Raw genomic sequence first — 23,624 nt, forward strand, 5'->3', positions numbered from 1 at the left:
TATGCGCCGGATATTATCTGTCTTACTGGAAAACGAGTCGGGCGCGTTGTCCCGGGTCATTGGGCTTTTCTCCCAGCGCGGCTACAACATTGAAAGCCTGACGGTCGCACCGACCGATGATCCCACCCTTTCACGTATGACCATCCAGACGGTGGGCGATGAAAAGGTGCTGGAGCAAATTGAAAAGCAGTTGCACAAGTTAGTTGACGTGCTTCGCGTCAGTGAACTGGGGCAGGGCGCGCACGTTGAGCGCGAGATTATGCTGGTTAAGATCCAGGCGAGCGGTTATGGGCGGGAAGAGGTAAAACGTAATACTGAAATCTTCCGCGGCCAGATTATTGATGTCACCCCGTCGCTCTATACCGTTCAGTTGGCGGGCACCAGCGAAAAGCTGGATGCTTTCCTCGCTACGCTGCGCGATGTAGCCAAAATTGTTGAAGTCGCGCGTTCCGGCGTGGTGGGCCTTGCCCGCGGCGAAAAGATTATGCGCTAGTCGCTAAAGTTGCCTCTTTATTAGCCCGATGCATCCGCTCGGGCTTTTTTTTTGCAGCCGCTCAGGCATGTGCCTATAAAAGCAGTTGCCCAGGTTACTGTTCTGCGCTTAGATGTTAAGGATTTTAACTTATAACCCTGCAAAGGTTATGGAGTAACATTTTTATTAAGGGGCAATCGTGAAACTGGATGAAATCGCGCGGCTGGCTGGCGTGTCGCGCACCACGGCGAGCTATGTCATCAATGGAAAAGCTAAACAGTATCGGGTCAGTGACAAAACTGTTGAAAAAGTGATGGCGGTGGTACGAGAGCACAATTATCACCCTAACGCCGTTGCCGCCGGGCTTCGGGCCGGACGCACCCGCTCTATCGGTCTGGTTATCCCGGATCTGGAAAACACCAGTTATACCCGTATCGCCAACTATCTTGAACGTCAGGCGCGCCAGCGGGGTTATCAGTTGTTGATTGCCTGTTCGGAAGACCAACCCGACAACGAAATGCGCTGTATTGAGCATCTTCTGCAACGGCAGGTCGATGCCATTATCGTTTCGACTTCCTTACCGCCAGAGCATCCTTTTTATCAGCGCTGGGCCCGTGATTCCTTCCCCATCGTCGCACTGGATCGCGCACTCGATCGCGAACATTTTACAAGCGTCGTCGGCGCCGATCAGGATGATGCCGAGATGTTGGCCAGCGAGCTTCGTAAGTTTCCTGCTGAAACCGTACTTTACCTGGGCGCGTTGCCGGAACTTTCCGTCAGTTTTCTGCGCGAGCAGGGTTTCCGCCAGGCATGGAAAGATGACCCGCGCGAAGTGCACTTCCTTTACGCTAACAGCTACGAACGCGAAGCGGCCGGCCAGCTGTTTGAGAAATGGCTGGAGAAGCATCCCATGCCGCAGGCGTTGTTCACCACCTCTTTCGCATTGCTGCAGGGCGTTATGGATGTAACGTTGCGCAGAGAAGGGCGTTTGCCTGAGAATCTGGCTATTGCGACTTTCGGTGACAATGAGCTGCTGGATTTCCTGCAATGCCCCGTCCTTGCGGTCGCCCAGCGTCATCGCGATGTGGCGGAACGCGTACTGGAGCTGGTGCTGGCGAGTCTGGATGAACCGCGCAAACCCAAACCTGGCTTGACGCGCATTAAGCGTAACCTTTACCGGCGCGGCAGCTTAAGTCGGTAATGATGAAAGGCGGCCCAGACCGCCTTTTTTTATTATTCGGATTTATCCAGTCACCCTGGAAAATGCGATTACGAATGAAGGCCGCCGACTATTTGCTTTTTTATAAAATGCGCGTGCAATGATAAGCACCTGCTTATTATGTATTATTTTGTTACAGCCGTTTCGTTTGTCAGCGTGACATCGCTTTGCCTCTTTTTGTCACAAGCCCGCGATTACTGGCATGGGCCGCTACGCTAACTCTCGCTGTTACCAAAAGAAGTTTTGCCTTAAAATGCCGCCCGTGTCGCAAACTCCATACGGAGTTAGCCCCACGGCTTGAATGAAGCCAATTTTATCACGCTGCGAATAGCCGTTATTTTTTTACAAATATTCATAGCCTTAATTTCAAGGGAATTACCTGCCTGGTTTTTTCTCCGCTCCGGCTTAAGCAATAAGGTGAGATGTTTTGTCTGTGCCTGCCTGCGCGCTGGCTTGACAAGCTTTTCCTCCGCTCCGTAAACTCGCGTTGGTGGTAATTTGTGGGATAAAGTGGTGGGAATGAGCATAACCGGATGAGGCAGGTATGTTCCGTGGCGCGACATTAGTTAATCTCGACAGCAAAGGGCGTTTATCCGTCCCGACCCGCTATCGGGAAAAATTAATCGAAGCCGCATCAGGCCAGATGGTATGCACTATTGATATCCACCATCCCTGTCTGCTGCTTTATACACTCCCCGAATGGGAAATTATCGAACATAAGTTGTCTCGTCTGTCGAGCATGAACCCCGTGGAACGTCGCGTTCAGCGCCTGCTACTGGGGCATGCCAGCGAATGCCAGATGGACAACGCCGGCCGATTGTTGCTGGCACCCGTATTGCGCCAACATGCCGGGTTGACCAAAGAAGTGATGCTGGTTGGGCAGTTCAATAAGTTTGAGCTGTGGGACGAAACGACCTGGTATCAACGAGTCAGGGAAGACATCGACGCTGAGCAGTCGTCTTCGGATACGTTGTCAGAACGACTGCAGGATTTGTCTTTATAAAGATGATGGAAAATTATAAACACACGACGGTATTGCTTGATGAAGCCGTCAATGGCCTGAATATTCGTCCAGATGGCATCTATATTGATGGCACTTTTGGTCGCGGCGGTCACTCACGTCTTATTCTTTCCCGCCTCGGACCCCAGGGGCGGTTACTGGCGATCGATCGCGATCCGCAGGCTATTGCCGTGGCGGAAACCATTGACGATCCTCGCTTTTCTTTTGTACATGGACCTTTCTCCGCGCTGGCTGACTACGTGCAGGAGCGCGATCTGACTGGCAAGATAGACGGTATTTTGCTCGATCTCGGCGTTTCATCGCCGCAATTAGACGACCCAGAACGCGGTTTTTCCTTTATGCGCGACGGCCCGCTGGATATGCGTATGGATCCCACCCGTGGCCAGTCTGCCGCCGAGTGGTTGCTGACGGCGGACGAGGCGGATATCGCCTGGGTGCTGAAAACCTACGGCGAAGAGCGTTTCGCTAAGCGTATTGCGCGCGCAATCGTCGAGCGTAATCGCGAGCAGCCGATGACCCGCACCAAAGAGCTGGCTGAAGTGGTGGCTGCCGCTACGCCGGTAAAAGATAAGTTTAAGCATCCAGCGACCCGTACTTTCCAGGCGGTGCGCATCTGGGTGAACAGTGAACTCGAAGAGATTGAGCAAGCGCTCAAAGGTTCTTTGACGGCGCTGGCTCCAGGCGGGCGCCTTTCTATTATCAGTTTCCACTCGCTTGAAGACCGTCTGGTGAAGCGCTTTATGCGCGAGCAAAGCCGTGGCCCGCAGGTGCCGGCGGGGATCCCAATGACGGAAGAACAGTTGCGCAAACTGGGCGGGCGGGAGTTACGTGCGCTAGGTAAGTTGATGCCGGGCGAAGAAGAAGTGGCGGAAAACCCACGTGCCCGTAGTTCAGTGCTGCGTATTGCAGAAAGGACCAGCGCATGATCAGCAGAGTGACAGAGACCTTCAACAGAGTCACCGGCTCGCTTTCCGGTACCGAGCGCCATGCCCTGCCTGGCGTAATCGGCGGCGATCTGTTGCGTCACGGGAAACTGCCACTCTGCCTGTTTGTCGCCATTATTATCACCGCCGTGATGGTGGTCACCACCGCGCATCACACACGCCTTTTAACGGCGCAGCGCGAACAGCTGGCGGTAGAGCGCGACGCGCTGGATATTGAATGGCGAAACCTGATCCTTGAAGAAAACGCCCTGGGCGATCACAGCCGGGTGGAGCGGATAGCGACCGAGAAGCTGCAACTGCAGCACGTCGATCCCTCGCAGGAAAATATTGTGGTACAGAAATAAGGATTAACGCGACGAATGAAAGCAGCGGCAAAATCGCTTAAACCGAAACGCCAGGAAGATCAGGCCAGCTTTGTAAGCTGGCGTTTTGCGTTGCTTTGCGGCTGTATTTTGCTGGCGCTGGCATTCCTGTTAGGGCGCGTGGCGTGGCTTCAGATTATCAATCCCGATATGCTGGTGCGCCAGGGCGACATGCGTTCCCTGCGCGTACAGGAAGTGTCTACCTCCCGCGGCATGATAACGGACCGTTCAGGCAGGCCGCTCGCGGTGAGCGTGCCGGTTAACGCTATCTGGGCAGACCCGAAAGAGCTGCATGACGCTGGCGGCATCACGCTCGATAACCGCTGGAAGGCGTTGTCTGATGCGCTCAAACTGCCGCTGGACCAACTCTCTGCGCGGGTAAACGCCAACCCAAAAGGCCGCTTTATCTATCTTGCCCGTCAGGTCAACCCGGATATCGGGGAATACATTAAAAAACTGAAGCTTCCTGGCATTCACTTACGTCAGGAATCTCGTCGTTATTACCCGTCAGGCGAAGTAACCGCTCACCTCATCGGCTTTACCAACGTCGATAGCCAGGGGCTTGAAGGCGTGGAGAAAAGCTTCGACAAGTGGCTTACCGGCCAACCGGGCGAGCGTATCGTCCGTAAAGACCGCTACGGTCGGGTCATTGAAGATATCTCTTCTACCGACAGCCAGGCCGCGCATAATCTTGCCCTCAGTATTGATGAGCGTCTTCAGGCGCTGGTTTACCGCGAACTAAGCAATGCTGTCGCCTTTAACAAGGCGGAATCGGGCAGCGCTGTGCTGGTGGACGTCAACACCGGCGAAGTGCTGGCGATGGCTAATAGCCCCTCGTACAACCCAAACAATATTTCCGGCACTCCGAAAGATGTCATGCGTAACCGCACCATTACCGACGTGTTTGAACCCGGTTCCACGGTCAAACCCATGGTCGTGATGACGGCGTTGCAGCGCGGCGTGGTGCGTGAGAATACCGTACTGAATACCGTTCCTTACCGAATTAACGGCCATGAAATCAAAGACGTGGCGCGTTACAGCGAATTAACCCTGACCGGGGTATTGCAGAAGTCGAGTAACGTCGGCGTTTCCAAGCTGGCGTTAGCGATGCCGTCCTCAGCGTTAGTAGATACTTACTCACGTTTTGGACTGGGAAAAGCGACCAATTTGGGGTTGGTCGGAGAACGCAGTGGCTTATATCCTCAAAAACAACGGTGGTCTGACATAGAGAGGGCCACCTTCTCTTTCGGCTACGGGCTAATGGTAACGCCGTTACAGTTAGCGCGAGTCTACGCAACCATCGGCAGCTACGGCATTTACCGTCCGCTGTCGATAACCAAAGTTGACCCGCCAGTGCCAGGGGAGCGCGTCTTCCCGGAATCTATCGTCCGCACCGTCGTACATATGATGGAAAGCGTGGCGCTGCCGGGCGGCGGCGGCGTGAAGGCGGCTATCAAGGGTTACCGCATCGCCATTAAAACCGGTACGGCGAAAAAAGTAGGGCCGGACGGGCGCTACATCAACAAATACATCGCTTATACCGCAGGCGTTGCGCCAGCCAGCAATCCGCGTTTCGCGCTGGTGGTGGTTATCAACGACCCGCAGGCGGGTAAATATTACGGCGGCGCGGTGTCAGCGCCTGTGTTCGGCGCCATCATGGGCGGCGTATTGCGCACCATGAATATCGAGCCGGACGCGCTGGCAACGGGCGAGAAAAGTGAATTTGTAATTAATCGAGAAGAGGGAACAGGTGGCAGATCGTAATTTGCGCGACCTTCTCGCTCCCTGGGTGCCTGGCGCACCGGAGCGGGCACTGCGGGAGATGACGCTTGACAGCCGTGTGGCTGCATCGGGCGATCTCTTTGTGGCGGTGGTCGGTCATCAGGCGGACGGGCGTCGATATATCCCGCAGGCAATAGCGCAAGGTGTGGCTGCCATCGTTGCTGAAGCGCAAGGCGAAGCAACCGACGGTGAAATCCGCGAAATGCATGGCGTACCGGTTATCTATTTAAGCCAGCTCACTGAGCGCCTGTCCGCGCTGGCGGGCCGCTTTTATGAAGAGCCTTCCGAACGCCTTCGCCTGATTGGCGTTACCGGCACCAACGGTAAAACGACCACGACTCAACTGCTGGCGCAGTGGAGCGCATTGCTTGGCGACTCCAGCGCCGTGATGGGCACAGTAGGCAACGGGCTGCTGGGTAAAGTTAGCCCGACGGAAAACACCACTGGCTCGGCAGTAGATGTACAGCAAGTGCTGGCGAGCCTCGCAGGGCAGGGCGCAACAGTCGCCGCCATGGAAGTCTCTTCCCACGGTCTGGTGCAGCATCGCGTGGCGGCGCTGAAATTCGCCGCCTCGGTCTTTACCAACTTAAGCCGTGACCATCTGGATTATCACGGCGACATGACGCACTACGAAGCCGCCAAATGGCTGCTCTTCTCCTCGCACCACTATGGGCAGGCCATCGTAAATGCCGATGACGAAGTGGGTCGCCGCTGGCTGGCAAAGCTGCCGGATGCCGTAGCGGTGTCGATGGAAGAGAATATTGACCCGAACTGCCATGGCCGCTGGTTGAAAGCGACCGGCGTGGATTATCACGACAGCGGCGCCACTATCCGCTTCGCCTCCTCCTGGGGAGAGGGCGAAATCGAAAGTCGTCTGATGGGCGCGTTTAACGTCAGCAATCTGCTGCTTTCACTGGCGACGCTGCTGGCGCTGGGCTACCCGCTGGCTGAATTGCTCGCCACCGCTTCGCGTCTTCAGCCCGTCTGCGGACGCATGGAAGTTTTTAGCGCGCCGGGTAAACCCACCGTGGTTGTCGATTACGCCCATACGCCGGATGCGCTCGAAAAAGCGCTTGAGGCTGCGCGACTGCACTGCGCGGGCACCCTATGGTGCGTTTTTGGCTGCGGCGGCGATCGCGATAAGGGCAAACGTCCTCTGATGGGCGCTATCGCTGAACAGTATGCTGATATCGCCGTGGTTACGGACGATAACCCGCGCACTGAAGAGCCAAAGGCGATTATCGCCGATATTCTCGCCGGCATGATGGACGCGGGCCGCGCTCGCGTGGTGGAAGGCCGCGCTGAGGCGGTAACCAGCACCATTATGCAAGCGAAAAAGAACGACGTCGTGCTGATAGCGGGCAAAGGCCATGAAGATTATCAGATTGTCGGCACCCGTCGCCTCGATTACTCCGACCGCGTTACTGCAGCCCGCCTGCTGGGAGTTGTTGCATGATCCGCGTTTCTTTAAGTCAGCTTGCCAGCATCCTGAACGCTGAGCTGCATGGCAGCGATACCGATATCGCAGAGGTGACGACCGATACCCGCAAAGTTACCGCAGGCTGTCTGTTTGTCGCGCTGAAAGGCGAACGTTTTGACGCGCATGATTTTGTCGACCAGGCGAAAGCGGGCGGCGCGGGCGCGCTGCTGGTCAGCCGTAAGGTCGAGTGCGAGCTGCCGCAGCTGGTTGTTGAAGATACCCGCCTGGCGTTCGGCGCGCTGGCCGCCTGGGTGCGCCAGCAGGTGCCGACGCGCGTCGTGGCGTTGACCGGCTCTTCCGGCAAAACCTCGGTGAAAGAGATGACCGCGTCCATTCTTAGCGAATGCGGCAACACGCTTTATACGGCAGGTAACCTCAATAATGACATCGGCGTGCCGATGACGCTGTTGCGCCTTACGCCAGAACATGAGTTTGCGGTGATTGAGCTTGGCGCTAACCATCAGGGCGAAATCGCCTGGACCGTCAGCCTGACGCGTCCTGAAGCGGCTCTGGTGAACAACCTCGCAGCGGCGCACCTGGAAGGGTTTGGCTCGCTTGCCGGCGTAGCGAAAGCCAAAGGGGAAATTTTTACCGGCCTCCCGAAGGACGGTATCGCCATTCTCAACGCGGACAATAACGACTGGCTGAACTGGCAGAGCGTAATTGGCAATCGTAAAGTATGGCGCTTCTCGCCCAACGCGGCGCAGAGCGATTTTACCGCCACCAATATTCATGTGACTTCCCACGGTACTGAGTTCACGCTTCGCACGCCGACAGGCGATGTCGACGTCGTGCTCCCGTTGCCGGGACGTCACAACATCGCGAACGCGCTGGCGGCATCGGCGCTGGCGATGGCGGTTGGCGCAAGTCATGAAGCGATCAAAACGGGTCTCGCGAAGCTTAAAGCCGTGCCGGGGCGCCTGTTCCCCATCGCGCTTGGCGAAAACCAACTGCTGCTGGACGACAGCTACAACGCTAACGTCGGCTCCATGACGGCGGCGGCTCAGGTGCTTTCCGACATGCCTGGCTACCGGGTCATGGTGGTAGGCGATATGGCCGAGCTGGGCGCGGAAGCCGTGGAGTGCCATCGACAGGTGGGCGAGGCGGCGAAAGCGGCGGGCATCGATCGCGTTTTAAGCGTGGGCAATCTTAGCCAGACGCTCGGCGAAGCAAGCGGCGTGGGCGAGCATTTTAGCGATAAAGCGGACTTAGTCGCGCGTCTGCAGGCGCTAATAGCAGAGCATTCCATCATCACCATTTTAGTGAAAGGTTCACGTAGTGCCGCCATGGAAGAGGTGGTACGCGCATTACAGGAGAAGGGGACATGTTAGTTTGGCTGGCCGAGCATTTGGTCAAATATTATTCGGGCTTTAACGTCTTTTCTTATCTGACGTTTCGCGCCATCGTCAGCCTGCTGACCGCGCTCTTCATCTCTTTATGGATGGGGCCGCGCCTCATCGCGCGCCTGCAACAGCTCTCTTTCGGTCAGGTTGTCCGCAACGACGGCCCGGAATCGCACTTCAGCAAGCGCGGCACGCCGACCATGGGCGGCATCATGATCCTGACTTCCATTGTGGTTTCGGTGCTGCTCTGGGCTTACCCCTCCAATCCGTATGTCTGGTGCGTGCTCTTCGTTCTGGTAGGTTACGGCGCGGTAGGATTCGTGGATGATTACCGCAAAGTGGTGCGCAAAGACACTAAGGGGCTGATTGCGCGCTGGAAATATTTCTGGATGTCGGTTATTGCGCTGACGGTGGCTTTTGCGCTCTACATCACCGGTAAGGATACGCCTGCGACGGAACTGGTCGTGCCGTTCTTTAAAGATGTTATGCCACAGCTGGGCATTTTCTACGTCCTGCTGGCCTATTTCGTGATTGTCGGTACTGGTAATGCCGTTAACCTGACGGATGGCCTCGACGGGCTGGCGATTATGCCGACCGTGCTGGTGGCGGGCGGCTTCGCGCTGGTGGCCTGGGCGACCGGCAACATGAACTTCGCTAGCTATCTCCATATTCCTTATCTGCGTCACGCGGGCGAGCTGGTGATTGTCTGTACTGCTATTGTCGGCGCGGGGCTGGGCTTTTTATGGTTCAACACCTACCCGGCGCAAGTCTTTATGGGCGATGTCGGGTCGCTTGCGCTTGGCGGCGCGCTCGGTGTTATCGCCGTGCTGCTGCGTCAGGAGTTTTTATTGGTGATTATGGGCGGCGTGTTTGTCGTAGAGACCCTGTCGGTGATCCTTCAGGTAGGCTCCTTTAAGCTGCGCGGCCAGCGTATTTTCCGCATGGCGCCTATCCATCATCACTATGAACTGAAAGGCTGGCCGGAGCCGCGCGTTATCGTGCGCTTCTGGATAATTTCGCTGATGCTGGTGCTGATTGGCCTGGCAACGCTTAAGGTACGTTAATCATGGCAGAGTATCAGGGTAAAAAAGTCGTCATCATTGGCCTTGGGCTAACCGGGCTTTCCTGCGTGGACTTTTTCCTGGCGCGCGGCGTTACGCCGCGCGTAGTGGATACTCGTCTCTCTCCGCCAGGCCTCGATAAGCTGCCGGAAGCGGTAGAACGACATCTTGGCGATTTAAATGAAAGCTGGCTGCTGGACGCCGATCTCATCGTCGCCAGCCCTGGCATCGCGCTGGCGCATCCGGCGCTGAGCGCGGCGTCGGATGCAGGGGTAGAAATTGTTGGCGACATCGAGCTCTTTTGCCGTGAAGCGCAGGCGCCCATCGTTGCTATTACCGGTTCAAATGGTAAAAGCACCGTTACCACGCTGGTAGGCGAGATGGCGAAAGCGGCTGGCGTGAATGTGGGCGTCGGCGGCAACATCGGTCTGCCTGCCCTGATGCTGTTGGATGAAGAGCGGGAACTCTACGTGCTCGAGCTTTCCAGCTTCCAGCTTGAAACCACTTCCAGCCTGAAGGCTGCGGCCGCCACGATCCTTAACGTGACGGAAGATCATATGGATCGCTACCCGTTTGGCCTGCAACAGTATCGTGCGGCAAAACTGCGTATCTACGAGAACGCGAAGGTCTGCGTCGTTAACGCCGACGATGCGTTGACTATGCCGGTGCGCGGCGCGGATGAGCGTTGCATCAGTTTCGGCATTGATGTGGGCGACTATCACCTTAACCGTCAGCAGGGCGAGACCTGGCTGCGGGCTAACGGTGAAAAAGTGCTTAACGTGAAAGAGATGAAGCTTGTTGGTCAGCATAATTTTACCAATGCCCTGGCGGCGCTGGCGCTGGCGGATGCCGCAGGCCTGCCGCGGGCCAGCAGTCTTAAGGCGCTGACTACCTTTACCGGTTTGCCTCACCGCTTCCAGTTGGCCTTTGAGCATAATAAGGTTCGTTGGATCAATGATTCTAAAGCCACCAACGTCGGCAGCACCGAGGCGGCCTTAAACGGGCTGAATGTAGACGGCACGCTGCATCTGCTGCTGGGCGGCGATGGTAAATCCGCGGATTTCTCCCCGCTGCGTCGTTATCTGCAGGGCGATCGTATCCGCCTGTGGTGTTTTGGCCGCGACGGGGCGGAACTGGCGGCGCTGCGCCCTGACGTCGCTCAACAGAGCGAAACGATGGAGCAAGCGATGCGTCAGATAGCCGCTGTGGTGCAGCCAGGCGATATGGTGCTGCTCTCTCCCGCCTGCGCCAGTCTCGATCAGTTTAAAAACTTCGAGCAGCGTGGCGACATCTTTACCCGACTGGCGAAGGAGTTAGGCTGATGCGCTTGTCTCTTCCACGCCTTCGTCTGCCGCGCGTACCGGGATCCGCTATCCTGGTATGGCTGTTTATGGCGGTGAAAGGCTGGGTGATGGGATCGCGGGAAAAAGATACCAACAGCATCGTGCTGTACGACCGCACCCTGCTGTGGCTGACCCTCGGCCTGGCCGCCATTGGCTTCATCATGGTGACGTCAGCCTCAATGCCCGTAGGGCAGCGGCTGGCGAACGACCCCTTTCTGTTTGCCAAGCGCGATGCGCTGTATATCGTGCTGGCGTTTTGCCTGGCGATGATCACGCTGCGTTTGCCGATGGCCTTCTGGCAACGGCACAGCGCCGCCATGCTTATCGCATCCATCATTATGCTGCTTATCGTGCTGGTGGTTGGCAGCTCGGTTAACGGGGCCTCACGCTGGATTGCCCTTGGCCCGCTGCGTATTCAGCCTGCGGAGTTCTCCAAGCTTTCGCTGTTTTGCTTCCTCTCCAACTACCTGGTGCGCAAGGTGGATGAAGTGCGAAACAACCTGCGGGGCTTTTTAAAGCCGATGGGCGTGATTCTGGTGATGGCGGTGCTGCTGCTGGCGCAGCCGGACCTTGGTACGGTGGTGGTGCTGTTTGTTACGACACTTGCGATGCTGTTCCTGGCAGGCGCCAAGCTCTGGCAGTTCATCGCCATTATCGGCATGGGCATTTCGGCCGTGGTGCTGCTGATCCTGGCCGAACCTTATCGTATTCGCCGCGTCACCTCTTTCTGGAACCCGTGGGAAGATCCTTTCGGCAGCGGCTACCAGTTGACCCAGTCGCTGATGGCGTTTGGCCGCGGCGAGCTTTGGGGTCAAGGACTTGGCAACTCGGTGCAAAAACTGGAGTACCTGCCGGAAGCGCATACCGACTTCATCTTCTCCATCATTGCTGAAGAGCTGGGTTATATCGGTGTGGTGCTGGCGCTTTTAATGGTATTCTTCGTGGCTTTTCGTGCTATGTCGATAGGGCGTCGCGCGCTGGAGATAGACCAGCGCTTTTCCGGTTTCCTGGCCTGTTCCATCGGTATCTGGTTTAGCTTCCAGGCGCTGGTGAACGTGGGGGCGGCCGCCGGCATGCTGCCGACCAAAGGTCTGACGCTGCCGCTTATCAGCTACGGCGGCTCGAGCTTACTGATTATGTCGACGGCTATCATGCTGCTGTTGCGAATTGACTATGAAACGCGCCTGGAGAAAGCGCAGGCGTTTACAAGAGGTTAAGAATGACTGGTCAACCGAAGCGGTTAATGGTGATGGCGGGCGGAACGGGCGGACACGTCTTTCCGGGCCTTGCCGTGGCGCACCATTTAATGGCCCAGGGCTGGCAGGTGCGCTGGCTGGGTACCGCGGATCGCATGGAGGCGGACCTGGTTCCGAAGCACGGGATTGAGATCGATTTTATTCGCATCTCAGGCTTACGGGGCAAAGGCATAAAAGCGTTGGCGCTGGCGCCGCTGCGTATTTTCAACGCCTGGCGTCAGGCGCGGGCCATCATGAAGCGCTTTAAGCCGGATGTCGTGCTGGGCATGGGCGGCTATGTTTCCGGCCCCGGCGGGCTGGCGGCCTGGTCGCTCGGCGTGCCGGTGGTGCTGCATGAGCAAAACGGCATTGCAGGCTTGACGAATAAATGGCTGGCGAAAATCGCCCGCAAAGTCATGCAGGCTTTTCCCGGCGCTTTTCCTGACGCGGACGTGGTAGGCAACCCGGTACGCACTGATGTGCTGGCGCTTCCGTTGCCGCAGACGCGTTTAGCGGGGCGTGAAGGCCCGGTGCGCGTATTGGTCGTTGGCGGCTCGCAGGGCGCGCGCGTTTTAAACCAGACGATGCCGCACGTGGCGGGGCGTCTGGGCGATAAAGTCACTATCTGGCACCAGAGCGGCAAAGGCGCGCAGTCAGATGTGCAACAGGCCTATGCCGCTGCGGGCGAACCGCAGCATAAGGTCACCGAATTTATTGATGATATGGCTGCGGCCTACGCCTGGGCTGACGTGGTCGTGTGTCGTTCCGGCGCGCTGACCGTCAGTGAAATCGCCGCAGCAGGCCTGCCGGCGCTGTTTGTGCCTTTCCAGCACAAAGACAGGCAGCAGTACTGGAATGCGCTGCCGCTTGAAAAAGCGGGCGCGGCGAAAATTCTTGAACAACCGCAGTTCACCGTTGAGGCGGTGGCTGAAACGCTGGCGCAGTGGGACAGAGCCACGCTGCTGTCTATGGCTGAGCGAGCTCGCGCCGCCGCCATTCCAGACGCTACCGAGCGGGTGGCGAACGAGGTCCGCGCTGCCGCGCTGGCGTAACTATTGCGGATGCGTGTTGCTCCGCGTGATTTGAGATGTTGATGGCGTTGATGCCGAAGGCTTTAAGAGAATGAATACACAACAACTGGCGAAACTGCGTTCTATCGTGCCCGAGATGCGTCGCGTCCGGCACATTCACTTTGTTGGTATCGGCGGCGCCGGTATGGGCGGCATTGCCGAAGTGCTGGCCAACGAAGGCTACCAGATCAGCGGTTCCGACCTGGCGCCGAACGCTGTCACGCAGCAGTTGACGTCGCTTGGCGCGACAATTTATTTCAACCATCGCCCTGAAAACGTACGCGACGCAAGCGTGGTGGTGGTTTCCAGCGCGATTACAGCGGATAACCCGGAAATCGTCGCCGCTCATGAAGCGCGCATCCCGGTTATTCGTCGTGCGGAAATGCTGGCGGAATTAATGCGTTTTCGTCACGGCATCGCCGTTGCGGGTACGCATGGCAAAACCACGACCACGGCGATGGTGTCCAGCATTTACGCTGAGGCGGGCCTGGATCCGACCTTTGTTAACGGCGGTCTGGTGAAAGCGGCGGGTACGCATGCCCGTCTCGGCAACAGTCGTTATCTGATTGCCGAAGCGGATGAAAGCGACGCTTCCTTCCTGCATTTGCAGCCAATGGTGGCGATTGTTACCAACATCGAAGCCGATCACATGGATACCTACCAGGGCGACTTCGAAAATTTAAAGCAAACCTTTATCAACTTTTTGCACAATCTGCCGTTTTATGGACGTGCGGTTATGTGCGTGGATGACCCGGTTATCCGTGAATTGCTGCCTCGCGTTGGACGTCAGACGACGACCTACGGTTTCAGCGACGATGCTGACGTGCGCATTGAAGAGTACCGCCAGACTGGCGCGCAGGGGCACTTTACGCTGGTGCGCCAGGATAAACCGGAACTGCGCGTGACGCTGAACGCGCCGGGCCGCCATAACGCGCTGAACGCGGCGGCGGCAGTCGCAGTGGCGACGGAAGAGGGTATTGAAGATGACGCTATTCTGCGTGCGCTGGAAAGCTTTCAGGGCACCGGGCGTCGTTTCGATTTTCTTGGCGAATATCCGCTGGAGGCGGTGAACGGCAAAGCGGGCACCGCTATGCTGGTGGATGACTACGGCCATCATCCGACTGAAGTGGAAGCGACTATCAAAGCGGCGCGCGCTGGCTGGCCGGAGAAAAACCTGGTCATGATTTTCCAGCCGCACCGTTTTACCCGCACGCGCGATCTCTATGACGATTTCGCCAATGTGCTGGCGCAGGTTGACGTGCTGCTGATGCTGGACGTTTATCCGGCAGGTGAAGCGCCTATTCCCGGCGCGGACAGCCGTTCTCTGTGCCGCACCATTCGCGCTCGCGGCAAAGTCGATCCGATTCTGGTCTCTGACCCGACTCAGGTAACGGAAATGCTGGCGCCGGTACTGTCGGGCAATGATTTGATTCTGGTGCAAGGGGCAGGCAATATCGGGAAAATCGCCCGTCAGCTGGCGGAAGCGAAGCTGCAACCCCGTACGCAAGAGGAGACGCAACATGGCTGAGAAAATCGCCGTTCTGTTGGGCGGAACATCCGCTGAGCGTGAAGTCTCTTTACAGTCCGGTGCTGCGGTGCTGGCTGGCCTGCGTGAAGCGGGCGTCAACGCGCATCCGGTGGACACGCGTGAGGTTCCTGTCACCACGCTTAAGGTTCAGGGCTTCGATAAAGTTTTTATCGCGCTGCATGGCCGCGGCGGCGAAGACGGTACGTTGCAGGGAACGCTGGAGTTTCTTGGCTTGCCCTATACCGGCAGCGGCGTGATGGCTTCGGCCATTACAATGGACAAAATGCGCACCAAATTGCTCTGGCAAGGCGCCGGACTGCCCGTGGCGCCGTGGGTGGCGTTAACGCGCCAGCAAGTAAGCCAGGGACTGGACGCGCAGACCGAGGCACGCATTGCCGCGCTGGGGTTGCCGGTTATTGTTAAGCCGAGCCGTGAGGGGTCAAGCGTGGGCATGTCGAAGGTGGATAAGCCGCAGGCGCTGTCAGACGCGCTGCAGCTTGCCTTTGAGCATGACGATGAGGTGTTAGTCGAGAAGTGGTTGAGCGGCCCGGAATTTACCGTGGCTATTGTGGGAGAAACAATTCTTCCCTCGATCCGCATCCAACCCGCTGGCGTCTTCTATGATTATGAGGCGAAGTATCTCTCTGACGAGACACAATATTTTTGCCCAAGCGGCCTTGAGGCAGAGCGTGAAGCGGCGTTACAGGCGCTGGTGATGCAAGCCTGGAACAGCCTCGGCTGCGAAGGGTGGGGGCGAGTAGACGTCATGCTGGACAGCGACGGCGCGTTTTATTTGCTGGAGGTAAATACCGCCCCTGGAATGACGAGCCATAGCCTGGTGCCGATGGCGGCGCGTCAGGCAGGGATGAGCTTCTCGCAACTGGTGGTGCGTATTCTGGAGCTGGCGAACTGATATGTCTCAGGCTGCTCTGAACACGCGTACACGCCAGGAAGAGATTGCGTCCTCTCGTCGGAATAATGGAACGCGTCTTGCAGGAATCATTTTCCTGCTGGCAGTATTGTTGACCGTGTTTTTCGGCGGCTGGATGGTGCTTGGCTGGATGGATGACGCGCAGCGACTGCCGCTCTCGAAGCTGGTAGTGACTGGCGAGCGGCATTACACCCGTAATGATGATATTCGTCAGTCAATTCTGGCGCTTGGCGCGCCCGGCACGTTTATGACGCAGGACGTTAATATCATCCAGAGTCAGATTGAGCGCTTGCCCTGGATCAAACAGGCAAGCGTAAGAAAGCAATGGCCTGACGAATTGAAGATTCATCTGGTTGAATATGTGCCTTTAGCGCGTTGGAATGACCAGCATATGATAGATGCCGACGGAAACGCTTTTAGCGTGCCGTCGGACCGCACCAGCAAGCAAAACTTGCCGATGCTTTCGGGCCCTGAAGGGAGCGAGAGCGAGGTTTTACAAGGTTTTCGCGCGATGGGGCAGGTATTGGCTAAGAGTAATTTTACGTTGAAAGAGGCGGCGATGACCGCCCGGCGCTCCTGGCAGTTGACGCTGACCAACGGGATTAAGCTCAACCTTGGCCGGGACGAAACGATGAAACGGCTGGATCGCTTTGTGGAACTTTACCCTGTTTTACAACAGCAGGCGCAGGCCGACGGGAAACGGATAAGTTACGTTGATCTGCGTTATGACTCCGGCGCGGCGGTTGGCTGGGAGCCCGCCCCCATCGAGGAATCTAATCAGCAACAGAATCAGGCACAGGCAGAACAACAATGATCAAGGCGACGGACAGAAAACTGGTAGTTGGACTGGAGATCGGTACCGCAAAGGTTGCCGCTTTAGTAGGGGAAGTTCTGCCCGACGGTATGGTCAATATCATTGGCGTAGGGAGCTGCCCTTCCCGTGGTATGGATAAAGGCGGCGTTAACGACCTGGAATCGGTGGTGAAGTGCGTACAGCGCGCCATCGACCAGGCCGAACTGATGGCGGACTGCCAGATTTCGTCGGTATACCTGGCGCTGTCCGGCAAACACATCAGTTGCCAGAACGAAATCGGTATGGTGCCAATTTCTGAAGAAGAAGTTACACAGGAAGATGTTGAAAACGTCGTCCATACCGCAAAATCGGTTCGCGTTCGTGATGAGCATCGCGTATTGCATGTGATTCCACAGGAATACGCTATTGATTACCAGGAGGGGATTAAAAACCCCGTTGGGTTATCCGGCGTGCGTATGCAGGCAAAAGTGCACTTGATCACATGTCACAACGATATGGCGAAAAACATTGTTAAAGCCGTGGAACGTTGTGGTCTTAAAGTTGACCAACTCATTTTTGCCGGTCTTGCCGCCAGCTATTCCGTCTTAACAGAAGACGAACGTGAGCTGGGCGTCTGTGTAGTGGACATTGGTGGCGGTACAATGGACATGGCTGTCTACACGGGCGGCGCGTTGCGCCATACGAAAGTTATCCCTTACGCAGGGAATGTCGTCACTAGCGATATCGCCTATGCGTTTGGTACCCCGCCGAGCGACGCCGAAGCGATTAAAGTTCGTCACGGCTGCGCGTTAGGTTCGCTGGTGGGGAAAGATGAAAGCGTTGAAGTGCCAAGCGTGGGCGGGCGACCGCCGCGCAGCCTGCAACGCCAGACGCTGGCTGAAGTGATTGAGCCGCGTTATACCGAGCTGCTTAACCTCGTTAACGAAGAGATCCTGCAGTTGCAGGAGCAGCTCCGCCAGCAGGGTGTGAAACATCATTTGGCGGCGGGGATTGTATTAACGGGTGGCGCGGCGCAAATTGAAGGCCTGGCTGCCTGCGCGCAGCGCGTATTCCATACGCAAGTGCGCATTGGGCAACCATTGAATATTACAGGTCTTACCGACTATGCCCAGGAGCCTTATTACTCCACGGCGGTGGGTTTGCTGCATTACGGCAAAGAAACCCACCTGAGCGGTGAGATGGAAGTGGAAAAGCGCGCCTCGGTGGGTTCGTGGATCAAGCGAATCAACAGTTGGCTGCGAAAAGAGTTTTAATTTTTTTCAGAGACCGGACAAAATTAGCGGTCTCAGGCGACAGGCACAAAACGGAGAGAAATTATGTTTGAACCTATGGAACTGACCAACGACGCGGTGATTAAAGTCATCGGCGTCGGTGGTGGCGGTGGTAATGCCGTTGAACACATGGTGCGCGAGCGCATCGAAGGTGTTGAATTCTTCGCTGTGAACACCGATGCCCAGGCGTTGCGTAAAACGGCTGTAGGCCAGACCATCCAGATCGGCGGTGGCATCACCAAAGGTCTCGGCGCAGGCGCAAACCCTGAAGTGGGCCGTAATGCTGCCGAAGAAGATCGCGAAGCGCTGCGCGCTGCGCTGGATGGGGCGGATATGGTGTTCATCGCAGCCGGTATGGGCGGCGGTACAGGCACAGGCGCGGCGCCGGTCGTCGCGGAAGTTGCTAAAGATCTGGGTATCCTGACGGTTGCGGTTGTTACCAAGCCGTTCAACTTTGAAGGCAAAAAGCGCATGGCGTTTGCCGAACAGGGCATCGCGGAGCTCTCCAAACATGTCGACTCGCTTATCACCATTCCTAACGATAAGCTGTTGAAGGTGCTGGGTCGCGGTATCTCTCTGCTGGACGCCTTCGGCGCGGCGAATGACGTGCTGAAAGGCGCGGTACAGGGCATCGCCGAACTGATCACTCGTCCGGGCCTGATGAACGTCGACTTTGCAGACGTGCGCACCGTGATGTCCGAAATGGGCTACGCGATGATGGGCTCTGGCGTGGCGCGTGGTGAAGACCGTGCGGAAGAAGCGGCTGAAATGGCTATCTCCAGCCCGCTGCTGGAAGATATCGATCTCTCCGGCGCCCGCGGCGTGCTGGTCAACATTACCGCTGGCTTTGATTTGCGTCTGGATGAGTTCGAAACGGTGGGTAACACGATTCGCGCCTTCGCTTCTGATAACGCTACTGTGGTCATCGGTACTTCTCTTGACCCGGATATGAACGATGAGCTGCGTGTTACTGTCGTGGCGACCGGTATCGGTATGGATAAGCGTCCGGAAATCACTCTGGTGACAAACAAACAAGCGCAGCAGCCAGTGATGGATCGCTATCAGCAGCATGGCATGGCGCCGCTGACGCAAGAGCAGAAACCGGCGTCGAAAGTGGTAAACGACACCACTTCACAGGCGGCGAAAGAGCCTGATTATCTGGATATTCCGGCCTTTTTGCGTAAGCAAGCCGACTAAGAATAAGCTGGAAGTTGGGGTTATCCGCTCTTTGTGCTAAAATGCGCTGCCGGTTGTGATGTACACTATCGGTAAGGTGAATAATTTGGCGAGATTATACGATGATCAAACAAAGGACACTTAAACGTATCGTTCAGGCGACTGGCGTCGGTTTGCATACCGGCAAAAAAGTCACCCTGACGCTACGCCCTGCGCCGGCCAATACCGGGGTCATCTATCGTCGCACCGACTTGAATCCCCCGGTAGATTTCCCGGCCGATGCCAAATCTGTGCGTGATACCATGCTCTGTACGTGCCTGGTGAATGAGCATGACGTACGGATTTCGACAGTAGAGCATTTGAACGCCGCGCTGGCGGGCCTTGGCATCGACAACATTATTGTTGAAGTCGATGCGCCGGAAATCCCGATTATGGACGGTAGCGCCGCGCCATTTGTTTATCTGCTGCTGGATGCCGGCATTGATGAACTGAACGCCGCTAAAAAGTTCGTTCGCATTAAAGAGACCGTGCGCGTCGAAGATGGCGACAAATGGGCAGAGTTCAAACCGTTTAATGGTTTCTCTCTGGATTTCACTATTGACTTCAACCATCCAGCGATTGATGCGAGCAATCAGCGCTACAGCATGAATTTTTCTGCGGAAGCGTTTATGCGTCAGATCAGCCGCGCTCGTACTTTCGGCTTTATGCGCGATATCGAATATCTGCAGTCTCGTGGGTTGTGCCTGGGCGGCAGCTTCGATTGCGCGATCGTCGTCGACGATTACCGCGTGCTGAATGAAGACGGGCTGCGTTTTGAAGATGAGTTTGTGCGCCATAAAATGCTGGACGCCATCGGCGACCTGTTTATGTGCGGTCACAATATCATCGGCGCGTTTACCGCCTACAAATCAGGCCATGCTCTGAATAACAAACTGCTGCAGGCAGTCCTGGCTAAACAGGAAGCCTGGGAATATGTGACCTTCGAAGACGAAGCAGAACTGCCGCTGGCATTCAAAGCGCCTTCTATGGTTTTCGCATAATCCTGGCGGTTTAAAGATAACGACTGGTTGATTCAGGTACTCTCTCCGGCCTGAATTGCCAGTCGTTTCTATTTTTATCGATTAATTTTCTCGCTTTCCCCCTTCATTTCTGCCTCTGGGCATTTAATTGCCTTTTTCCTGCTCGTTTTTAGACCGCTTCGCTTGCGATACTGCTGCCGCTGTGCGGGATTAATGTTACTATTTATGCGCTCGTTTCTATGAACTTCGACAGGGCCACGCCTTGTCCCCGGTGAATAAAGTGTCTGGAATTTTTACGTGTTGGCGAAAATTAGGCAGGCGTTACTTTTGGCCGCATCTCCTTTTGGGGATGGTCGCGGCAAGCCTTGGCCTGCCCGCGTTAGCCAGTACTGCTGAACCCGGCGCGCCTGCGGAAGCGGCAACGAGTAATTTAAATCGCGTTAATCCGATACGCTTAGACAGTCTGGCGCTATTGCAGGACGCTAACCGTCGTCCTTCATTCAGTGTTGACTACTGGCACCAGCACGCCATCCGTACGGTTATTCGCCACCTTTCTTTCGCCATGACGCCGCAGGCTGCTTCGGTCGCAAAAGAAGAGACTCTGCCGCTTCAGGTACAACATCTTGCGCTGCTTGATACGCTCAGCGTTTTGCTGACGCAAGAAAATCTGTCGTCTGGCAAAGCGCAGCCTGATGCCTTTTTGCCTCACCCACCTGTTAATGTCTTTCGCGTCACGGACTGGATAAGTCGCGTTCAGGCTATTCGCGCAGGTCCACAACGTCCTTGCTAAAACGTTTACCCCCTGAATTAACTAACTTCGCTAAGCAAGGCGTTTGAGATTTTATTATGCTAATCAAATTATTAACTAAAGTTTTCGGCAGTCGTAACGACCGTACTTTGCGCCGCATGCGCAAAGCTGTCACCCTGATTAACGGCATGGAGCCTGAGCTGGAGAAGCTCTCCGATGATGAGCTGAAAGGGAAAACCGCTGAATTCCGCGCACGCCTTGAGAAAGGCGAGGTGCTGGAGAACCTGTTGCCGGAAGCGTTCGCCGTAGTCCGTGAAGCCAGCAAGCGCGTTTTCGGCATGCGTCACTTTGACGTACAGCTGCTGGGCGGTATGGTGCTGAATGACCGCTGCATCGCGGAGATGCGTACCGGTGAAGGTAAAACCCTGACCGCAACGCTGCCTGCTTACCTGAACGCCCTGACCGGCAAAGGCGTGCACGTTGTTACCGTCAACGATTATCTCGCCCAGCGTGACGCCGAAAACAACCGTCCGCTTTTTGAGTTCCTTGGTCTCACCGTCGGCATCAACCTGCCGGGCATGCCTGCTCCGGCGAAGCGTGAAGCATACGCTGCTGATATTACTTACGGCACCAACAACGAATACGGCTTCGATTACCTGCGCGACAACATGGCTTTCAGCCCTGAAGAACGCGTACAGCGTAAACTGCACTATGCGCTGGTGGATGAGGTGGACTCCATCCTTATCGACGAAGCGCGTACGCCGCTTATCATCTCCGGCCCGGCGGAAGACAGCTCCGAGCTTTACAAGAAAGTTAATAAAATCATTCCTCATCTGGTGCGTCAGGAAAAAGAAGACTCTGATACGTTCCAGGGCGAGGGCCATTTCTCTGTTGATGAAAAAGCGCGGCAGGTTAACCTGACCGAGCGCGGTCTGGTGCTGGTGGAAGAGCTTTTGGTTAACGAAGGCATCATGGAAGAGGGCGAGTCGCTCTATTCTCCTGCCAACATCATGCTGATGCACCATGTTACCGCTGCGCTGCGCGCTCATGCGCTCTTTACCCGCGATGTGGATTATATCGTTAAAGATGGCGAAGTTATCATCGTTGACGAGCACACCGGGCGTACCATGCAAGGTCGCCGCTGGTCTGATGGTCTGCACCAGGCCGTTGAAGCCAAAGAAGGCGTGCAGATCCAGAATGAAAACCAGACGCTGGCCTCCATCACCTTCCAGAACTATTTCCGTCTTTATGAGAAGCTGGCAGGGATGACCGGTACAGCAGATACCGAAGCCTTTGAATTCAGTTCAATCTACAAGCTGGATACCGTCGTCGTGCCAACCAACCGCCCGATGATCCGTAAGGATCTGCCGGACCTGGTTTATATGACCGAAGCGGAGAAAATCGCGGCGATTATCGAAGATATCAAGGAGCGTACCGCTAAAGGCCAGCCGGTGCTGGTTGGTACCATCTCGATTGAAAAATCAGAGCTGGTATCGCAGGAGCTGACCAAAGCGGGTATCCAGCACAACGTGCTGAACGCCAAGTTCCATGCGCGCGAAGCAGATATCGTGGCGCAAGCTGGTTATCCGGGTACGGTGACCATTGCTACCAACATGGCGGGCCGTGGTACCGATATCATGCTGGGTGGCAGCTGGCAGGCAGAAATTGCTGAACTGGAAAATCCGACGCCGGAGCAAATCGCCCAGATTAAAGCGGACTGGCAGAAGCGCCATGATGACGTACTGGCTGCCGGTGGCCTGCATATCATTGGTACCGAGCGTCATGAATCCCGCCGTATCGATAACCAGCTGCGCGGCCGTTCCGGTCGCCAGGGCGATGCCGGTTCCTCTCGCTTCTACCTCTCTATGGAAGATGCGCTGATGCGTATTTTTGCATCCGATCGCGTTTCTAACATGATGCGTAAACTGGGCATGAAGCCGGGCGAGGCTATCGAGCATCCATGGGTGACCAAAGCTATCGCCAACGCACAGCGCAAGGTCGAGAGCCGCAACTTCGATATCCGTAAGCAACTGCTGGAATATGATGATGTGGCCAACGATCAGCGTCGTGCTATCTATACGCAGCGTAACGAATTGCTGGACGTGGCGGATATTAGCGACACCGTTAACAGCATCCGCGAAGATGTCTTCAAAACCACAATCGACGCGCATATTCCGCCGCAGTCTCTGGAAGAGATGTGGGATATTCCGGGCCTGCAGGAGCGCCTGAAAAACGATTTTGATCTTGAATTGCCGATTGCGGACTGGCTGGATAAAGAGCCGGATCTGCATGAAGAGACGCTGCGCCAGCGCATTCTGGATACCGCTATTGACGTTTACAAGCGCAAGGAAGAAGTCGTAGGCGCAGAAATGATGCGCAACTTCGAAAAAGGCGTAATGTTGCAGACGCTAGACTCCCTGTGGAAAGAGCATCTGGCGGCGATGGACTACCTGCGTCAGGGTATTCATCTGCGCGGCTATGCGCAGAAAGATCCAAAGCAGGAGTATAAGCGTGAGTCTTTCGCTATGTTCGCCTCGATGCTGGAATCACTGAAATATGAAGTGATCAGCACGCTCAGCAAGGTTCAGGTGCGCATGCCGGAAGAAGTGGAAGAGATGGAGCAGCAGCGTCGCCTGGAAGCGGAGCGTCTGGCGCAGATGCAGCAGCTCAGCCATCAGGACGATCAGTCTGCTGCTGCGGCGGCTATCGCCGAGCAAACCGGTGAGCGCAAAGTGGGCCGTAACGACCCTTGCCCTTGCGGTTCCGGTAAAAAATATAAACAGTGCCATGGCCGTCTGAGCTAAG

20 protein-coding genes are annotated in these 23,624 nt (G+C 56.2%); all 20 read left to right on the forward strand.

Annotated features, from left to right (window positions below; genetic code table 11):
• The first annotated feature begins 1 nt into the window (after position 1).
• The gene (gene ilvN / locus IEX01_RS13430) at positions 2 to 493 is read left to right on the forward strand and encodes an acetolactate synthase small subunit (RefSeq protein ID WP_024558248.1); all 492 of its coding nucleotides are present in this window, start codon (positions 2 to 4) and stop codon (positions 491 to 493) included.
• 178 nt (positions 494 to 671) lie between these two features.
• Positions 672 to 1,673, forward strand: a complete 1,002-nt coding sequence (gene cra, locus IEX01_RS13435) for a catabolite repressor/activator (RefSeq protein ID WP_024558249.1) — start codon at positions 672 to 674, stop codon at positions 1,671 to 1,673.
• Between the two features lie 562 nt (positions 1,674 to 2,235).
• Positions 2,236 to 2,694, forward strand: coding sequence for a division/cell wall cluster transcriptional repressor MraZ (gene mraZ, locus IEX01_RS13440; protein ID WP_024558250.1), 459 nt, complete (start codon positions 2,236 to 2,238; stop codon positions 2,692 to 2,694).
• 2 nt (positions 2,695 to 2,696) lie between these two features.
• Positions 2,697 to 3,638, forward strand: a complete 942-nt coding sequence (gene rsmH / locus IEX01_RS13445; RefSeq protein ID WP_024558251.1) for a 16S rRNA (cytosine(1402)-N(4))-methyltransferase RsmH — start codon at positions 2,697 to 2,699, stop codon at positions 3,636 to 3,638.
• Positions 3,635 to 4,000 (forward strand): cell division protein FtsL, encoded by a 366-nt coding sequence (gene ftsL / locus IEX01_RS13450; protein ID WP_024558252.1) that lies wholly within the window; start codon positions 3,635 to 3,637, stop codon positions 3,998 to 4,000. Before rsmH ends, ftsL begins: the two co-directional genes overlap by 4 nt.
• 15 nt (positions 4,001 to 4,015) lie before the next feature.
• Entirely contained in the window at positions 4,016 to 5,782 is a 1,767-nt protein-coding gene (gene ftsI, locus IEX01_RS13455; RefSeq protein WP_024558253.1) for a peptidoglycan DD-transpeptidase PBP3, read from the forward strand.
• The gene (gene murE / locus IEX01_RS13460) at positions 5,769 to 7,256 is read left to right on the forward strand and encodes a UDP-N-acetylmuramoyl-L-alanyl-D-glutamate--2,6-diaminopimelate ligase (protein ID WP_188724022.1); all 1,488 of its coding nucleotides are present in this window, start codon (positions 5,769 to 5,771) and stop codon (positions 7,254 to 7,256) included. Before ftsI ends, murE begins: the two co-directional genes overlap by 14 nt.
• Positions 7,253 to 8,611 (forward strand): UDP-N-acetylmuramoyl-tripeptide--D-alanyl-D-alanine ligase, encoded by a 1,359-nt coding sequence (gene murF, locus IEX01_RS13465; RefSeq protein ID WP_188724023.1) that lies wholly within the window; start codon positions 7,253 to 7,255, stop codon positions 8,609 to 8,611. Before murE ends, murF begins: the two co-directional genes overlap by 4 nt.
• The gene (gene mraY / locus IEX01_RS13470) at positions 8,605 to 9,687 is read left to right on the forward strand and encodes a phospho-N-acetylmuramoyl-pentapeptide-transferase (protein ID WP_024558256.1); all 1,083 of its coding nucleotides are present in this window, start codon (positions 8,605 to 8,607) and stop codon (positions 9,685 to 9,687) included. Before murF ends, mraY begins: the two co-directional genes overlap by 7 nt.
• Positions 9,688 to 9,689: 2 nt before the next feature.
• Positions 9,690 to 11,006, forward strand: a complete 1,317-nt coding sequence (gene murD / locus IEX01_RS13475) for a UDP-N-acetylmuramoyl-L-alanine--D-glutamate ligase (RefSeq protein WP_024558257.1) — start codon at positions 9,690 to 9,692, stop codon at positions 11,004 to 11,006.
• Positions 11,006 to 12,244 carry a cell division protein FtsW gene (gene ftsW / locus IEX01_RS13480; RefSeq protein ID WP_188724024.1) on the forward strand — a complete coding sequence of 413 codons (1,239 nt, stop codon included), beginning with the start codon at positions 11,006 to 11,008 and terminating at the stop codon, positions 12,242 to 12,244. The genes murD and ftsW overlap by 1 nt, the downstream gene beginning before the upstream one ends.
• A 2-nt stretch (positions 12,245 to 12,246) precedes the next feature.
• Positions 12,247 to 13,314: an undecaprenyldiphospho-muramoylpentapeptide beta-N-acetylglucosaminyltransferase gene (gene murG / locus IEX01_RS13485; protein ID WP_188724025.1), complete on the forward strand. Its 1,068-nt coding sequence runs from the start codon at positions 12,247 to 12,249 to the stop codon at positions 13,312 to 13,314.
• 70 nt (positions 13,315 to 13,384) lie between these two features.
• Entirely contained in the window at positions 13,385 to 14,860 is a 1,476-nt protein-coding gene (gene murC, locus IEX01_RS13490; protein WP_024560675.1) for a UDP-N-acetylmuramate--L-alanine ligase, read from the forward strand.
• Positions 14,853 to 15,773: a D-alanine--D-alanine ligase gene (locus tag IEX01_RS13495; protein WP_024560674.1), complete on the forward strand. Its 921-nt coding sequence runs from the start codon at positions 14,853 to 14,855 to the stop codon at positions 15,771 to 15,773. The genes murC and IEX01_RS13495 overlap by 8 nt, the downstream gene beginning before the upstream one ends.
• Position 15,774: 1 nt before the next feature.
• On the forward strand, positions 15,775 to 16,605 hold the full coding sequence (gene ftsQ / locus IEX01_RS13500) for a cell division protein FtsQ (RefSeq protein WP_024558262.1): 831 nt from the start codon (positions 15,775 to 15,777) through the stop codon (positions 16,603 to 16,605).
• On the forward strand, positions 16,602 to 17,858 hold the full coding sequence (ftsA, locus tag IEX01_RS13505; protein ID WP_024558263.1) for a cell division protein FtsA: 1,257 nt from the start codon (positions 16,602 to 16,604) through the stop codon (positions 17,856 to 17,858). Before ftsQ ends, ftsA begins: the two co-directional genes overlap by 4 nt.
• A 63-nt stretch (positions 17,859 to 17,921) precedes the next feature.
• Positions 17,922 to 19,073: a cell division protein FtsZ gene (gene ftsZ / locus IEX01_RS13510; RefSeq protein ID WP_024558264.1), complete on the forward strand. Its 1,152-nt coding sequence runs from the start codon at positions 17,922 to 17,924 to the stop codon at positions 19,071 to 19,073.
• A 101-nt stretch (positions 19,074 to 19,174) separates the two neighbouring features.
• Entirely contained in the window at positions 19,175 to 20,092 is a 918-nt protein-coding gene (gene lpxC, locus IEX01_RS13515; RefSeq protein ID WP_024558265.1) for a UDP-3-O-acyl-N-acetylglucosamine deacetylase, read from the forward strand.
• A gap of 259 nt (positions 20,093 to 20,351) precedes the next feature.
• Positions 20,352 to 20,861: a secA translation cis-regulator SecM gene (gene secM, locus IEX01_RS13520; protein ID WP_024558266.1), complete on the forward strand. Its 510-nt coding sequence runs from the start codon at positions 20,352 to 20,354 to the stop codon at positions 20,859 to 20,861.
• 56 nt (positions 20,862 to 20,917) lie between these two features.
• Complete coding sequence (gene secA, locus IEX01_RS13525) at positions 20,918 to 23,623, forward strand: preprotein translocase subunit SecA (RefSeq protein WP_024558267.1); 2,706 nt, start codon at positions 20,918 to 20,920, stop codon at positions 23,621 to 23,623.
• Position 23,624 lies beyond the last annotated feature (1 nt).

This window comes from Franconibacter daqui, from assembly GCF_014644275.1.
Lineage (GTDB): Bacteria > Pseudomonadota > Gammaproteobacteria > Enterobacterales > Enterobacteriaceae > Franconibacter > Franconibacter pulveris.

Excerpts from the sequence above, each read along its gene's own strand:
- murG (WP_188724025.1), top strand. The coding sequence starts at position 12,247 with ATGACTGGTCAACCGAAGCGGTTAATGGTGATGGCGGGCGGAACGGGC.
- ftsA (WP_024558263.1), top strand. The coding sequence starts at position 16,602 with ATGATCAAGGCGACGGACAGAAAACTGGTAGTTGGACTGGAGATCGGT.
- secA (WP_024558267.1), top strand. The coding sequence starts at position 20,918 with ATGCTAATCAAATTATTAACTAAAGTTTTCGGCAGTCGTAACGACCGT.
- lpxC (WP_024558265.1), top strand. The coding sequence starts at position 19,175 with ATGATCAAACAAAGGACACTTAAACGTATCGTTCAGGCGACTGGCGTC.
- ftsQ (WP_024558262.1), top strand. The coding sequence starts at position 15,775 with ATGTCTCAGGCTGCTCTGAACACGCGTACACGCCAGGAAGAGATTGCG.
- ilvN (WP_024558248.1), top strand. The coding sequence starts at position 2 with ATGCGCCGGATATTATCTGTCTTACTGGAAAACGAGTCGGGCGCGTTG.
- ftsZ (WP_024558264.1), top strand. The coding sequence starts at position 17,922 with ATGTTTGAACCTATGGAACTGACCAACGACGCGGTGATTAAAGTCATC.
- murC (WP_024560675.1), top strand. The coding sequence starts at position 13,385 with ATGAATACACAACAACTGGCGAAACTGCGTTCTATCGTGCCCGAGATG.
- rsmH (WP_024558251.1), top strand. The coding sequence starts at position 2,697 with ATGATGGAAAATTATAAACACACGACGGTATTGCTTGATGAAGCCGTC.
- ftsW (WP_188724024.1), top strand. The coding sequence starts at position 11,006 with ATGCGCTTGTCTCTTCCACGCCTTCGTCTGCCGCGCGTACCGGGATCC.
- mraY (WP_024558256.1), top strand. The coding sequence starts at position 8,605 with ATGTTAGTTTGGCTGGCCGAGCATTTGGTCAAATATTATTCGGGCTTT.
- ftsI (WP_024558253.1), top strand. The coding sequence starts at position 4,016 with ATGAAAGCAGCGGCAAAATCGCTTAAACCGAAACGCCAGGAAGATCAG.
- IEX01_RS13495 (WP_024560674.1), top strand. The coding sequence starts at position 14,853 with ATGGCTGAGAAAATCGCCGTTCTGTTGGGCGGAACATCCGCTGAGCGT.
- mraZ (WP_024558250.1), top strand. The coding sequence starts at position 2,236 with ATGTTCCGTGGCGCGACATTAGTTAATCTCGACAGCAAAGGGCGTTTA.
- murF (WP_188724023.1), top strand. The coding sequence starts at position 7,253 with ATGATCCGCGTTTCTTTAAGTCAGCTTGCCAGCATCCTGAACGCTGAG.
- murD (WP_024558257.1), top strand. The coding sequence starts at position 9,690 with ATGGCAGAGTATCAGGGTAAAAAAGTCGTCATCATTGGCCTTGGGCTA.
- ftsL (WP_024558252.1), top strand. The coding sequence starts at position 3,635 with ATGATCAGCAGAGTGACAGAGACCTTCAACAGAGTCACCGGCTCGCTT.